Origin of the sequence: Burkholderia sp. D-99 (assembly GCF_011605345.1) — a bacterium.
Classification (GTDB): Bacteria; Pseudomonadota; Gammaproteobacteria; order Burkholderiales; family Burkholderiaceae; genus Burkholderia.
The window spans coordinates 183,454-198,854 of sequence record NZ_JAAOXM010000005.1; the positions used below are offsets into that span (position 1 = coordinate 183,454).

Annotated in this window: 3 protein-coding genes; all 3 read right to left on the reverse strand. The window is 68.2% G+C overall.

From position 1 onward, the window contains the following. Positions 1–797: 797 nt before the first annotated feature. Genes HAV18_RS20550 through HAV18_RS20560 form a run of 3 tightly spaced genes read right to left on the reverse strand, consistent with a single transcriptional unit; the run spans position 798 to position 15,399 of the window. Complete coding sequence (locus HAV18_RS20550) at positions 798–9,884, reverse strand: non-ribosomal peptide synthetase (RefSeq protein ID WP_166959105.1); 9,087 nt, start codon at positions 9,882–9,884, stop codon at positions 798–800. Continuing rightward, positions 9,881–13,795: a non-ribosomal peptide synthetase gene (locus HAV18_RS20555; protein ID WP_166959107.1), complete on the reverse strand. Its 3,915-nt coding sequence runs from the start codon at positions 13,793–13,795 to the stop codon at positions 9,881–9,883. The genes HAV18_RS20550 and HAV18_RS20555 overlap by 4 nt, the downstream gene beginning before the upstream one ends. After that, positions 13,783–15,399 carry an MBL fold metallo-hydrolase gene (locus HAV18_RS20560; protein WP_166959109.1) on the reverse strand — a complete coding sequence of 539 codons (1,617 nt, stop codon included), beginning with the start codon at positions 15,397–15,399 and terminating at the stop codon, positions 13,783–13,785. Before HAV18_RS20560 ends, HAV18_RS20555 begins: the two co-directional genes overlap by 13 nt. Between the last annotated feature and the right edge of the window lie 2 nt (positions 15,400–15,401).

Genomic DNA, 15,401 nt, shown 5'->3' on the forward strand with positions numbered 1-15,401 from the left:
CAGCTGCCGGCGCGCGTCCGGCGCGCTCGAGTCGATGTCGCCGACCGGCTGGTCGAGGTGTTCGAATGCCTGCATCACAGTGGCGAGGCCGCTTGCGAAACCGTCCATGACGAATGGCTCGATGGCGCCGGCATGACGAATCTCGATTTCGCCGCGCGCCAGTCGCAGGTGCAACTGCAGGTCGTCGTCCTGCCCCGTCAGCGCATGGTGCACCCGATCGTCCGCCAGCGAGACCTTCGTGAGCTGCGCGAGCGCCAGCTCCTTTTCGTGACGCACCAGCGTTTCGAGCGGGAATTGATGCTCGGCATAGCTTTCCTCGACGATCCCGGCCACGCGCGACAGGTAGTCCTCGATGCGCTCCTCGGGACGGACCTCGATGATCAGCGGAATGGTGCCGACCCGGGTCGACGGGTGCTCTGCAAGCCCCGGCGTGCCGAGCACCGTGACCGGCGTCCGGAAGTATTGCCAGAGCAGGAACGCAATGCCCGCCGCCGTGACGGCGAATTCGGCAAGCTCGCCGTCGCCGATGCGCCGCAACACGTCGAGCGACGCGGGCGTGAGCGGCACCGTGCAGGAGAGCTGGCGCCCCGGTTGCGGGCTCGGCGCGTGCGCGGCGATCCGGTAGGTACCGGTGACCAGGGACAGGCTTTCGCGCCAGAATCGCGCGGTGTGCGCATAGCGATGGTCGGTGACCAGCACGTTATTGTCTTGCACAGGAAACTCCTCGATACGTTTTGTTCACCTGAAACAACCCGAAGCCGGGCGCATGGCGCCCGCCGTTCGCACTCCGGCCGGCATCACGACTTCTCCTCGAGCACGTCGTCGACGGTGACTTCGGGCGCTCGCTTCAGGCGCAGGCCGACCCGCACGCGCGGGCTGGCGGCGGGCGCTTCGCCGGACAGCGGGATGCGATCGACCGGCATGGCCGGATCGCGGCGGAAGACGTCCTGGATCGCGAGCAGTCGATCGCGCATCGCGGCGATGGTCGCGGGGCGGAACAGGTTGGCGTTGTAGATCAACTGAATGCGGTGCCGGCCATCGCTTTCCACGACCTGGAACGACAGATCGAACTTGGCCGTGGTGTCCGCCTGCGAGCGGTCCGTGATGCGCACATCCGACTGCGGCGCGGGCATCGAAATGGCGTTCGCCTGAATGTCGAAGATCGGGAAGTGGCCGGCCGGGGTGCGAATCTTCAGGTCGTCCAGCAGTGCATCGAACGGATAGGACGCATGCGCCAGCGCGTCCGTGGAGGCTTTTGCCACCGCGTCGATCACCGCTTCGACGGTTGCGGACTGCTGCACCGGGACGCGGAGCACGAGGGTGTTGAGGAACACCCCGATCTGCGATTCGAGCTGCTCGCTGTCGCGGCCGGCCGACACGCTGCCGATGACGATGTCCTCGCGCCCCGTGTAGCGGTGCATCAGCACGCAGAACGACGCGAGGAGCACCGTGTAGAGCGACGTATGGTGCGCGCGGGCCAGTGCCGCGAGGCCCGTCACCTGCTGCTCCGACAGTTCGACTTCGAGCGTCTGCCCGGCATGACCGGGCCGCTCGGGACGCGGGAAGTCGGACGCCAGTTGCAGGCGGGGCAGCGGCGCCGCGAGTTGCGCGAGCCAGTACGCGCGATGCGCGGCGGCGTGCGGACCTTCGAGGCTCGCGTTGTGCCACGCGGCGTAGTCGCGATACTGGATCGACAGCGGCGGCAGGTCGTGTCCCGCATACAGGGCCTGCAGGTCGTCGGTCAGCACGCGGATCGACCACGCATCCGATATCACGTGGTGCATGTTCAACAGCAGCAGGTGTTCCGTCGGCGAGAGCCGGACCAGCTTGACGCGCAAGAGCGGCCCCGACGCGAGATCGAATGGCTGCCCGCTTTCCTCGCGAATCAGCGCATCGATGGCCTGCAGCGCAGCATCGTCCGCGAGATCCATGTGCTCGACCCGGAATCCGGATGCCTCGCGGGTGAGGATGCGTTGCCGCAGCTCGCCTTCGATCATCGCAAACACGGTGCGCAGGCTCTCATGGCGATCGACCAGCGCGTCGAACGCACGGACGAGGCGCGCCGTGTCGACGGCGCCGTCCAGCTGCAGCGCGCCTGCCATGTTGTACGTGGACGGATCCGCGCTGCGGCTGGCGAGCCAGATCCGCTTCTGTGCACGGGACACCGCGTAGGACGGTTGCACCGCAAGCGCCGGGATGGGCGCATCGACATCGAGGAGATCGGTGGGGCGGGATGCCAGCTTCCGCGCGAGTGCGCGCGGCGACGGCGCCTGGAAGATATCGGCGACCGCGACGTTCAGTTTCAGTTCACGCCGGATCCGGCTGACCATCTGGATCGCTTTCAGGCTTTGGCCGCCATGCTCGAAGAAGTCGTCGTCGACGCCCTTCGGCCGACGGCCGAGCACCTCGGCGAAGAGGCGCAGCAGCGCGGCCTCGACGGGCGTCTGCGGTTCGGCCGGCGCGCCGTCGGGCACGGACGCGGCATCCGGTAGCGGCAGCGCGGCGCGGTTGATCTTGCCGTTCGGCATGACGGGCAACGCCGGCAACAGCATCACGGTGTCGGGCACCATATGCGCCGGCAGCGTGTCGCGCAGTGCGTCGCGCAGGCGTTGGGGCGTCCAGCCGGTGCCCGACGCGTAGCCGCACAGGGTCATGTCCGAGTCCGACGCCTGCCGGGCGACCACGACGGCGTTGGAGATGCCTGCGAGCCCCGTCAGCGCGGCTTCGATTTCCCCGAGCTCGATGCGATAGCCGCGGATCTTGACCTGGAAGTCGCGGCGTCCGAAGAAGTGGAGCGTGCCGTCGGCCCCGAAGCAGCCGATGTCGCCGGTGCGATACAGGCGCGCGCCCGGTTCCGGACTGAACGGATCGTCGCGGAACACCGCCCGGGTGCGTGCTTCGTCGAACAGGTAGCCGCGCCCGACGCCCGCTCCCCCGATGCAGATCTCGCCTTTGACGCCGGCCGGGCACGGATTCATGTCGGCGTCGACGACGTAGAGGCGCAGGTTCTCGATGGGGCGGCCGATCGGAATCGCCGGCAGGTCCGGCGCGCGTTCCATGCTGAAATGCGCGACGGAATCCGACGCTTCGGTCGGCCCGTATGCGTTGATGAGCCGGACCGCCGGATTCAGGCGGAACCACGCGTGCGCGGAGGCCGGCTGCAGGGTTTCGCCGATCGTCAGCAGCGTGTCGAGGTGCGGGAAGGCCGGCGCCGGGTGCCGTTCCAGCTCACCGAGAAAGGTCGCCAGATAGGACGGCACGAATTGCATCGCCGTGATGCGGTCGCGGTGAAGCGCGTCGATCAGGCGCGCGGGCTCGAGAATGTCGGCATCGGGATAGATCACCGTCGTGCCGCCCGACACCAGTGCCGCGAAGCACTGCCAGACCGAAATGTCGGAGCAGTGCGAAGCGGTCTGTGCGACCGCGCTCTGCGCGCCGAGCCCGACCCTGCGCGCCATCGCGAGCACGTGATTGAGCATGCCGCAATGCTCGACCATCGCGCCTTTCGGCTGGCCGGTCGAACCCGACGTGAAGATCACGTAAGCGAGATCCGCGGGCCGGCAACGCGGCGCCGGCGCGCCGGCACCCCGTTGCTCGGGCAGGCGCGCGGGATCGACCCGCGGGATCGACGCCAGAGCCGGCGGCGGCATGCCGTCCGTCGCGACGATGATGGCCGGCCGGGCCAGCGTCAGGAGGGTCTCGACCCGCTGGGCCGGATAGGCCGGATCGACGGGAACGTACGCCGCGCCGCACTTCCAGATGGCCAGGATCGTTTCCAGCATCAGCGGCGAGCGCGGCATCCAGACGGCGATCCGGTCGTCCGGCTGGATCGGCGCGACGTGCAGCAGATGACCGGCGATCCGGTTGGCGCCCTCGACGAGGTCGCGATAGGTGCGGACCTCCGTGCCGCAGCGGACCGCAATGCGCTCGGGGTGCACGGCTGCGACGGCTTCGATCAGTTCGGGTAGCGTCCGGTCGGACGGAACCGGCGCGAACGTATCGTTCCATCCGAGCACGATGGCGTCCCGCTCTGCGGCGGTGAGGAGCGCAACGCTGCGGTTCGGGCGATCTTCCTCGCCGGCGAGGCCGACGAGCAGCGTTTCGACGTGACCCAACAGGCGGACGATCGTTTCGCGATCGAACCGGCCGTCGTCGTACAGCACCTGCAGCGACAGGCGCTTGCCCGGCGTCACGACCAGCGTCAGCGGGTAGTTGTTCGGATCGGCGACCTGGAATTCGCCGATCCGCAGGCCGGGCAGCCCGTCGGCCAGCGCTTCCTCGACCGGATAGTTCTGGAAGATGAGCAGGCTTTCGAAGAGCGGCACGCCGGGCGGCAGGCCCGCGAATTTCTGGATGTCGGCCAGCGGATAGTGCGCATATTCCTCCTGCTGCGCGAGCTCCATCTGCAACTGCGCGAGCCACGCGGACGTGGGGCGCGCGTCGATGCGAACCCGCACCGGCAGCGTGTTGATGAACAGCCCGACCATCTCGTCCGACGCCGGCAGCGAGGCCGGGCGACCGGAAACGATCGTGCCGAACACGACGTCCGCTTCGCCGCTGTAGCGACCCAGCAGCTGGGCCCACGCGCCCTGCACGAGCGTGTTGAGGGTGAGGCGACGGGTTTGCGCGAAGGCGACGAGCCGTTGCGTGTCGCTTTCGGAGAGCCGCAGCGGCACCTCGACATAGGTGCCCGGCGCGGCCGTGCCGTCGAGTTCCGGGCGTCCCAGCACGAGCGGCGTCGTCGCCGGGAAATCCGCCAGCTTCGTCTTCCAGAAGCGTTCCGCCGCGGTTGCGTCCTGGCGCGCCAGCCAGCGCACGTACTCGGCGAAGGCCGGCGGCGCGTCCTGCTCCGGCGCACCGTCGGCCGGCAGCGCCTGATAGGCGGCGGCCACTTCGCCCAGGAGCCGGGCGGAGCTCCACCCGTCGAGCAGGATGTGGTGATGGCTCCAGTGGAAGCACCAGGCGTGATCGCCCATGCGGAACAGCGCGACGCGCATCAGCGGCGCCCGGGTGAAGTCGAAGCCGCGTGCCCGGTCCTGCGCGTCGTAGGTTTGCCGACGCCGTTCGGCCTCCGCGGCGGACGCCGCGCGCAGATCCTCCTCGTGCCACGGCAAGTCGATATGGCGATGCACGACCTGCACGGGGCTGTCGAGGTCTTCCCAGTGAAACGACGTTCGCAAGATGTCGTGCCGCTGCGCCACGGTATCCCACGCGCGGCGGAACCGTTCGACGTCGAGCGCGCCGTCGATACGGAAATTCAGGCTGCTGAAGTACGCATCCGACGCGGGTTCGAACAGCCCGTGGAACAACATGCCCTGCTGGGTCGGCGTCAGCGCGTAGACGTCGGCGATCTCGTCCGGCATGACCGAGGCCGGCGCCTGCGCCAGGCCGGTCGCGGGCCGGGTCGATGCGGACGGGACGGCAGGGGCGGCGACCAGGGATTCGAGCGCCGCGAGGTACGCTTGCGCGACGCGCCGGATGGTGGCGGCGTCGTGGCAGGCCCGGCTGAATTCCCACGCAACGTGCAGGCGGTTGTCGCTCACGTAGGCGTTGATGTCGAGCAGGTGTTCGCGCCGCTGGTTCGCATGGCGGCCGTCCCCGCTCGGCTCCGTCGCCGGTTTCCAGTCGCGCGCGGCGGCGAACAGCTGGTCGGTCTGGCCCAGGTAGTTGAACAGCAGTTGCGGCTGCGGCGCCGGACCGTCGAGCCGGTCTTGCAGCAGGCCATGGCTGATGCCCGCGTTCGGCACGGCGCGCAGTTGCGTCTTGACCGACGCAACCAGGCGAGCCGGATCGTGCGGGCCGGGATCGACCGTCAGCGCGACCGGGAACACGGACGTAAACCAGCCCACCGTGCGCGAGATGTCGAGGTCTTCGAACAGTTCTTCGCGCCCGTGCGCTTCGAGATCCAGCAGGACGTCGGCGCATCCGCTCCAGTCGCTGACGGCACGCGCGAGCGCGGCAAGCAGCACGTCGTTGATCTGCGCGTCGTAGGCCCGGGGCGCGGCGCCCAGCAAGGCCGTCGTCGCGGCTTCGCCCAGCTCGACCACGATCGTTTCGGCGGACGACACGGTATTGGCGTCGGCCGGCGCGGCGCGATCGAGCGGCAGGCCGGGCAGGTCGGCGCGCGCCAGGGCCTGCCAATGGACGAGATCGGCGTCGGCGGCGCCTGAGCCGGCCCAGCGCGAGATCGCCCGGGTCCAGGCGGTCCATGTCGCGCTGCCGCCCGCAAATTCGGGCGCCTTGCCGTTGCGCAGGCGGGTATAGGCGTCGTACAGGGTTTCGAGCAGCGCGCCCCACGACACGCCGTCGACGACCAGATGATGCGCAACCAGCAGCAGACGAAGCGAACGGCCTTCGTCGAGCCGGAACAGGTCCGCACGCACGACGGGGCCGTCCGACAGATTCAGGCTCGCATGCGACTGCGCGACGTGCTGCGCGAGCCGCTCGCGCGGAAGGTCGAACACGCCGACGGGCACCTCCGGATCGTCGACGACTGCCTGGATCCAGCCGGACTCGCCCGCGCGAAAGCGCAGTCGCAGCGCATCGTGCCATTTGACCGCGTGCCGCAACGCCAGGCGCAGCAAGGCCGGATCGAAATCCGCCGGCACGTCGAGCAGGACCGCCTGGTTGTACTGATCTGGATCGTTCTGATGCCGCGCGAAGAAACGCGTCTGGATCGGCGTCAGCGGCAGCGGGCCGGACGATGCGACGAACTCCGCCGCGCCGACCGTGCCGCGCGTCGCCACGGCGGCGAGCTCGGCAACCGTCGGATGCTGGAAGATCAGCCGGGTGGTGAGCTTCAGGCCCGCCCTGGCGGCCAGCGACACGATGCGCATGCTGAGAATCGAGTCGCCGCCCAGCGTGAACAGGTTGTCGTGGATGCCGGGCGCCGGAATGCCCAACGCTTCTCCCCAGATGCGGCACAGCAGTGTCTCGGTGGGCGTGCGGGGCGGTGTCGGTGCGTGTGCCGCCGCCGACAGCCGCGACCGGTCGAGCGGCGGCAGCGCCTTGCGGTCGATCTTGCCGTTGCCGCTCAGGGGCAGCGCGTCGAGCACCACGTAGATGGCGGGCACCATGTAATCCGGCAACGTGGCGGACAACGCGGCGGCTATCGCGGCATCGCTCAGCGACGCGCCGTCGCGGAACGCGACATACGCGCATAGCGCGGCGCGGCCGGCGTCGTCGCGATAGTCGAGTGCGGCCGCCTGGCGGATTTCCGGAATGGCGGCCAGCGCGTTGTCGATCTCCCCGAGCTCGATGCGGTAGCCGCGGATCTTCAGCTGGTGGTCCTTGCGGCCGTAGAGCGCGATCGTTCCGTCGGGGAGATAGCAGCCGATGTCGCTGGTGCGGTACATGCGGACACCGCGCTCCGGAATGAACGGATCCTCGACGAAAGCCTCCCGCGTTGCGGCTTCGTTGTTCAGGTAGCCGCGGCCGACGGCGATGCCGGACACGCACAGTTCGCCGGGAATCCCGATCGGGCACAGGTTCATCTGCGGGTCGACGACGTAGAGGCGTACGTTGCGGATCGGCTTGCCGACCGGCACGTAAGGCGTGGTCGGCGCGCACGTCATGCGGTGCTGCGCGACGTCGTCGGATGCTTCCGCCGGGCCGTAGGCGTTCACCACCGCGATGTCCGGGAACACGTCGAACCACTGTTTCACCAGGGCCGGGCTGACCATCTCGCCGGTGACGAGCAGGTGCCGCAGGTGCCGCATCAGCGCCGGCCGTTCCGACGCGCGGTCGAGCACGGCGGACAGATAGGACGGCACCAGTTCGAGGATGCTGACCCGGGTGGCGTCCAGGGTCGCGATGAAGGACGCCGGATCGCGAATGCATTCGTCGTCGACGATCACGGTCTTGCCGCCGGCGAGCGGCGCCGTGAAAAATTGCCAGACCGAAATATCGAAGCAATGCGGCGCAGTTTGCGCGATCACCGACGAAGCCGAAATCGAAAACTCGTCGATCTCGGCGAGCATGTGATTCAGCATGCCGGCGTGCTCGACCATCGCCCCTTTCGGCTTTCCGGTGGAACCGGACGTGTAGATCACGTAGGCGAGGCTGTCGGGCGACACGGGGCGGCCGGGGTTGGTGTCGTCGTCGATCCCGGTGGTGTCGTCGAGCGACACGACCGGCGCGAGCGAGGCCAGCTCGGCCGGCAACAGGCCGTCGCAGGTCATTACGAGGGCGGCGCCGGAATCCTCGAGAATGGTGCGGATGCGCGCCGCCGGATAGTTGGGGTCGATCGGAATATAGGCGGCGCCGCACTTCCAGACGGCGAGGATCGCTTCCATCAGGTGGGCCGACCGGTGCATGCAGATCGCGACCAGCGCATCCGGCCCCAGCTCGGCGGCGGCCAGCAGGCGGTGCGCGATACGGTTGGCGCGGGCGTTCAGTTCACCGATGCTCAGGACGCTGTCGCGGTACTCGACCGCCGCCCGCCCGGGGTGCGCCGCGGCGGCCTGTTCCAGACGATGCACCACGGTGAGCGCGGCGTCGAACGGCACGGCGGTGTCGTTGAAGGTGTCCAGCAGTAGCCGGCGCTCGGCCTCGGGCAGGATCGGCAGGCGTCCGAGCAGCCGATTCGGATCGGCCGCGAAGGCATCGAGCGTCGCGGCCACGTGGCCCAGCATGCGCTGCATCGTGTCTTCATCGAAGCGCCGCGGATCGAACGACAGTTCCATCTTCCAGTCGTCGCGTGCCGTCACCACGAATTCGAGCGGGATGTCCGCGCGGTTGTAGAGTTGAACCTCGTCGACCGCCAGCCCGTGCGCGCCATGCGTCAGCGACGCGTCCAGCGGGTAATTCATGAACGTGATGTTGCTCTCGAACAGCGGCGTCGTCAGCGGCACTTCGCTGCAGCGCTGAATGTCGGGCAACGGCGTGTGCTCGAACGGCGCGCGGGCGGCCACGCGCGCCTGGATCATCTTCAGCCACGGCACCAGCGGCTGCCTGGGGTCGACCCGCACCCGCACCGGCACCGTATTGATGAACAGGCCGAGCATGGATTCGATCCCCGGCAGGTTGGCGCCCCGTCCGGACACGACGGCGCCGAACACCACGTCGGTCTCCCCGCTGTAACGCGACAGCACGAGCGCCCAGGCCGCTTGCGCGAGGGTATTGAGCGTGACGTGATGGCGGGCCGCAAATTGCCGCAGGCGCGCGCTCAGGTCGGCCGACAGGTCGGCCTGCACTTGCGCGAGACCCTCGCCGAAGCGCTCGCCCGCGTCCGCGCGCGCGGACGTGGGCAGCGGGGTCGGCGAGTGAAAACCTTCGAGATAGCGCGCCCAGTATTGCTGCGCGGCTTGCGGCTCGCGCTGCTGCAGCCACTGGATATAGTCGCGATAGGGGCGCACCGCGGGGAGCGCCGGCGGCACGCCGTGCGTGAGCGCGCGATAGGCCTCGAAGATCTCCTCGATCACGAGCGACAGGCACCAGCCGTCGGCCAGGATGTGATGGTGGCTCCAGCTGAACAGGTACGCGTGCTCGGCGACGCGCACCAGGCGGCAGCGCACGAGCGGCGCACGATCGAGCGCGAAGCCTTCGGCCAGGTCGCTGTCGAGATGCGCGCGCCACCGCGCGCGCTGTTCGTGGTCCGGCAGATCGCGCCAGTCGTCCTGCACCCACGGCAGCGTGGCGTGCGCATGCACGACCTGCATGGGCTTGTCGAATGCCTCCCAATGGAACGACGTGCGCATCACCGGGTGCCGATCGATCAACTGCTGCCAGGCGGCTTGAAACAGCGCGGGATCGAGGCTGCCGGTGATCCGGCAACCGAGCTGGTTGAAGCTGCTGCTCGCGCCGGGCGAGTGCACGGCATGAAAGAGCATCGCCTCCTGCATCGGGGAGAGCTCGTAGATATCGGCGATGGTGGGGGAGGTCACGATTTGATCCTTGATACGAGGGCGTCCAACGCTTCCTGACTGATGCGAGCGGCCGGAAAGTCCGACGGGCTCAGCCCACGCGGGCCGTCACCGCTGGCCTCGACGATCGACAGCAGACGACTGCGGTAGCACTGCGTCAGCTGCTCGATGACGCCGGGTGGGCAGGCCGCGCGGTTGTAACGCCAGGTCAGGCGCAGACGCCCGTCGAACACCATCCCGTCGATCTCGAACAGATGGCCGCGACGTGCGCGCGGGCTGTGCTCGGGACTCTGGAAGTCGAGCACCGGTTTCCAGCCCGTGTCGTCGGCCAGCACGCGATCGATCTGGCCGAGGTAGTTGAAGCGCACCGGCGCCGGCGGCTGCCGTTCCAGTGTCGCCGCGATGCCGGCGTCGTTGCCGAGGTAGCGGGCGACGCCGTAGCCGAGCCCGCGCATCGGCACCGCGCGCAGCTGCTCCTTGACGTGGCGCAACGCGTCGACCGCCACGGTGGCGTTGCCGGCATTCAGGTACACCGGGTAGTGCGTGGTGAACCAGCCGATCGTGCGCGACGTATCGACGCCGTCGAAGAGGTCCTCGCGACCGTGGCCTTCGAGCTCGACGACCAGCGTGGCGTTGGCGGTCCAGTCGCCGAACGCAAGCAGCAGGGCCGTCAGCAGGACTTCGTTGATCTGGGTGTTGAACGTGCGCGGCACGTCCTGCAACAGCGCGAGCGTCTGCCCGGCGTCGAAATCGATGACCGTCGTGCCGGCTTCGCCGACGGTGCCGACCGGCATGTCGTCGAAGCACGCAGGCTCGTCGGCGCGGGCCTGGAGCCAGTAGTCCAGCCCGTCGGGCGTGCTCGCACCGAGTTCGGACAGGCGCGTCGACCAGTCGCGCCACGCCGTCGTCCTGGCCGGCAACTGCACCGCTTCGCCCGCTTCGTGCTGGCGACACGCGGCGTACAGGTCTTCGAACAGGATGCGCCACGACACGCCGTCGATCACCAGATGGTGCGCGACCACGAGCAGGCGCTGCGGCGCGTCGGGACCGAACTGGAACAGGTGCGCGCGCAGCAGCGGCGGCGCCGACAACGTGAAGCTTTCCTGCATGGCGCTGGCGGTCGCGAGCATGGCCGCCTGCCGAGCGGCGGGCGCCGCGTCCGCCAGCGACGTGACGCCGAGCGGAATCGCCAGCGGCGGCGCCGCATGCGATTGCTGCCATGCGCCGGCGACGCGCTCGAAACCCAGCCGCAGCGCGTCATGATGGGTCGCGACCGCCGCCAGCGCGTGCTCGAGCACGTCCGGCCGCAGCGACGCGGGCACCTCGATCATGGTCGACTGGTTGTAGTGGTGCGGGTCCGCCACGTCCTGCGCGAAGAACCAGGACTGGATCGGCGTCAGCGGGGCGGGGCCGACCACGGGTTCCTGCGGAATCAGGATCGACGGCGCCTCCACCGCAACCCGGGCAAGCGCGGCGATGGTCGGATGCGCGAAAAACTGGTCGGCGGTGAATTTGAGGCCGACCTGCTGGGCCAGCGACATCACCTGAATGAGCAGGATCGAGTCGCCGCCGAGTTCGAAGAAATTGTCGTGCATGCCGATCGGCTCGTGGCCCAGCACCTCGGACCAGATCTTGCCCAGGCGCGCTTCGACGTCATTGGCCGGTGCGACGTACGCGGTTGCGCTCGGCACGGGCGCCAGCTCCAGCGCGGCGAGCGCCTTGCGGTCGGGCTTGCCGTTCGGTGTCAGCGGCAGGCGTTCGAGCGTCACGATCGAGGCCGGCACCATGAACTCGGGCAGGCGTTCCTTCAGATGTTCCCGCAGGCCGGCGACGCTGGCCGTCGCCGTGGCGACGCAGGCCACCAGCTGCTTGTGCTGCGGCGTATCCTCGCGCACGAACACGATCGCGTCGGTCACGCCGGCGTGCTGCCGGAGTGCCGCTTCGATTTCGCCCATCTCGATGCGATAGCCGCGAATCTTCACTTGCGTGTCGCGGCGCCCGGTGACTTCCAGGTTGCCGTCCGGCAGCCAGACGCCGAGGTCGCCGGTGCGATAGAGGCGCTCGCCCGCTTCGAACGGGTGGTCGACGAACGCGGCGGCGCTCAGGTCGTCGCGGCCGACATAGCCGCGCGCCAGCGCGATGCCGGACACGCAGATCTCGCCGGTACACCCGTCGGGGGCCAGCGCCCCGTGCTCGTCGAGCAGGTACAGGTGCGTGTTGTGGATCGGGCGGCCGACCGGCAGACGGGCGCCGTAGGCGATCGCCGGGTCGACCACGTAGTCCGCGATGCACACGGTGGCCTCGGTCGGGCCGTACGAGTTGTGGCACACGCGGGTCCGGGCCAGTTCGCGCAGATCCGCCACGCGCGCGTTGTCGCCCGCGCTGATGACCCGCTTCACGGCGCCGAGCGCGTTCCAGTCGAGCGACGCGAGATAGGCCGGCGTCGCGTTGACGGTGGTGACACCCTGCTGCGCGATGTAGTCGACGAAACGCGGCACGTCCCGGATCACGGCAGTCTTCGCCAGCACCAGGCGCGCCCCCGCGAGCAGCGTGACGAAAATCTCCATGATCGAGCCGTCGAAGCCCGGGGAGTAGAACTGGACGAACCGGTCGTCGGCATCGAAACCGAAGGCGTTCACATGGGACTGCGCCATGTTCAGGAGCCCTGCATGTTCGAGCACGACACCCTTGGGGATGCCCGTGGAGCCGGACGTGTAGATGATGTACGCCGCGTCGCCCGGCGCGACCTCGACCTGCGCTGACGCCGGTGCGGGTTCCAGCGTGTCGAGCTGAAAGTCGAGCGCGAACATCGGAATCGCCCAGAAATCGGCGAGCAACGGCAGGTATTCCGAGTTCGTCAGCAGCGCCTTGACCTTCGCGTCCTCGATCATGAAGCGCAGCCGCTCCCGCGGAAACTCCGGGTCGAGCGGCAGATATACCGCGCCCGCCTTGAGCGCGCCGAGCATGCCGACGATCCAGCGCTCGGACCGGTCGGCGACCACCCCCACCACGTCACCGCGCTCGATCGCGTATTCCGCGAGCAGGAAGCCCGCCAGCCGGGACGCCTGGTCGTCCAGCTGCGCATAGGTCAGCGATGCGTCGGCGGTCACCACCGCGATGCTGTCCGGCGTGGCCGCGACCCGTTGCGCGAACTGCGCGAGGAAGGTGCCATCCACGGCAACGGGTGCCGCATGCGCAAGCAGGCGCGCACGTTCCTCGTCATCGAGCAGCGAGACCGTGTCGAGCGGGGCGTCCAGCGCGCCGAAGCCGGCCACGACGTTGCGCAGGTGCCGCGCGACATGCTGCAGATAATGCAGCGTGAAGACCGTCTGCCGGCCCGTCAGGACGATCTCGTAGCACGCACGATGCCGGATCTCGATCGACAGGTCGTAGTCCCCCTCCGTCCACGCTTCGTGCAGGCCGTCGAAGCGCACGCCGACGTTGGTCGCCGGCCGTTCGCCGCGCAGTTTGTGCGCGAGGGCCGCGATCGGAAAATCCTGATACGAATAGCTGCGCTGCACGCTGTCGCGCACCTGGTTCAGGTACGCGCGAACCGTGGGGCCGGGCTGGGCGGCGTCGAGCAGCGGGACGGAATCGGCGGAACCGTTCGCGGCTTCGGCGATCAGGCGCGGCGTGTCCACGAACAGGCTGGCTGCGCCGTCGTAGCGCCCGAGCACCCGGAACAGCGCCGCCAGCAGCACGACGAACGCGCCCAGCTCGTTGCCGGCAGCGAGCTTCGCCAGGGTCTGCGCCGCGTCGCCGTCGAGCGCGAACGTCAGCGCCGGCGCGGGGCCGAGGGGCAACGCATACGCCTGCCATGCCTGCTGAAGACGGAAGTCTTCGTCGATGCGACCGAGCGCCTCGTTCCAGAACGCGAGGTGTTCCTGGTATTGCCCGCTGGTCGACAGCGCGTTGAGATTCAGTTCTGACAAAGCACGATCTCCCTCGTCGCGTACAGGATTTCGGAGGCGATGCCCTTGGCCTTGCAGTGCGCGACAAACTGGGTGGACTGGATATGGCTGGGCGAGTTTTCGTCGAAGGTGTTGTCGAGGAGGTGGTTGAGCCACGGCTCCTGCCCCATCGCGTAGACATACGCCGCGTTGAACGGGAAGTCGTCCACCAGCGCGGCCGCCTCGCCGAACTGGCAGCCCCGCGCCCGGCGCGACCGGTCGAGGTCGCGCGGCAGCGCCTTGGGAAACAGCGGGCCGTAGACCCATGACGGCGGTGCGCCCTCGGTTTCCATCCCGACGAACAACGTGTCCGGCTTGCCGGCGAGGCGGAAGACATGCTCGTAGAGGCGCGGGTCCAGGTTGCACGAATCGGCGATGCACAGCACCGAACGCGTGCCGAAGCGGATCATGAAGCTCTGCTTGCTCTGGATCGCCAGATCGTTGTGTTCGCCCAGGAACGGAATGGCGGTGATGACGCCGTTGGGCAGCTTGATTTCGTCTGCATCCCTGACTTCCAGCACATCGTCGAAACCGAGCTTGCGCAACGCCAGCGCCATTGACGGATCTTGCGGGAACCCGTCGAGATTCCTGCCGACCACCACGGTCTTGATCTTGTGGCGAAGCTGCAGCAGCGTTTCGAGGACGATGTGATCGTGATGGCTGTGCGTGATCAGCACGTAGTCGATCTGGTCGGGCAAGTCCGCGAACGTATAGCGCGGCAGCGCGGTGTCGTAGCCGTAGCTGATCACCGGATCGATCAGGATGCTCACGCCTCGGCTTTGCACCAGCAGGCACGCGTGGCCGTAATAGCGGATGCGGATGTCGTCGCCGTCGAACGAACGATCCGGTTTCGGCGCTGGCGCCTCCTCGACGAAGAACGTGCGGAACAGCGGCTCGTCCTTCTCCTCCACGCGCATCAGGTCGACGATTTTCGCGTAGCTGCCGGGTGTGTCGCGCATCCGGAACAGCGCATCGAGCGCGCGATCGTCGAAGGCCATCTTGCAAAACAGCGTGCGCTCGTCGCTGAGCCGGGGCGTGCTGAGAATGAACGGCCGGGGCGTGTTCTCGTCGATCGCCGACAGCGCGATGCTCTGGGCATCGCGCGCATAGAACGGGCTCGCATACAGCAAGCTCTCGAAGAGCCGGAAGGACGGGTTGTGATTCAGGTCGTAGTAGATCTCGACATAGCCTTTCAGCACGTCCGGGATCTCGGGATAGATCGGGTCCGACGCCATCCCCTTCGCCTGTTCCAGCAGCAACGTGGAGAACGTCTTGTAAGCCTTCGCCAGTTCCAGTTGGCGGGTCGCGCGACCGGTGGTCTGCTCGATCAGCGCGCGGATTTCGTCGACGCGCTTGCCGCCCAGGTCGAGAAACGGGCCGCCGCGCATCGCGGGATCCTTGCAGGCTGCCGCATGCATCATCGGCGACGCGGCATAGGACTGCAGCAGCGGCAGGAACCGCTCGGCCACGTTGAGTGCGGCGGTCAACGGCGGCAGCGTGTGAAACCACGCGTACCAACCGTTGATCAGCGGTTCGAACTGAATGTTTTGCCGCAGGTAGACGTGTGTGTTGGACGAAATAGTCAACG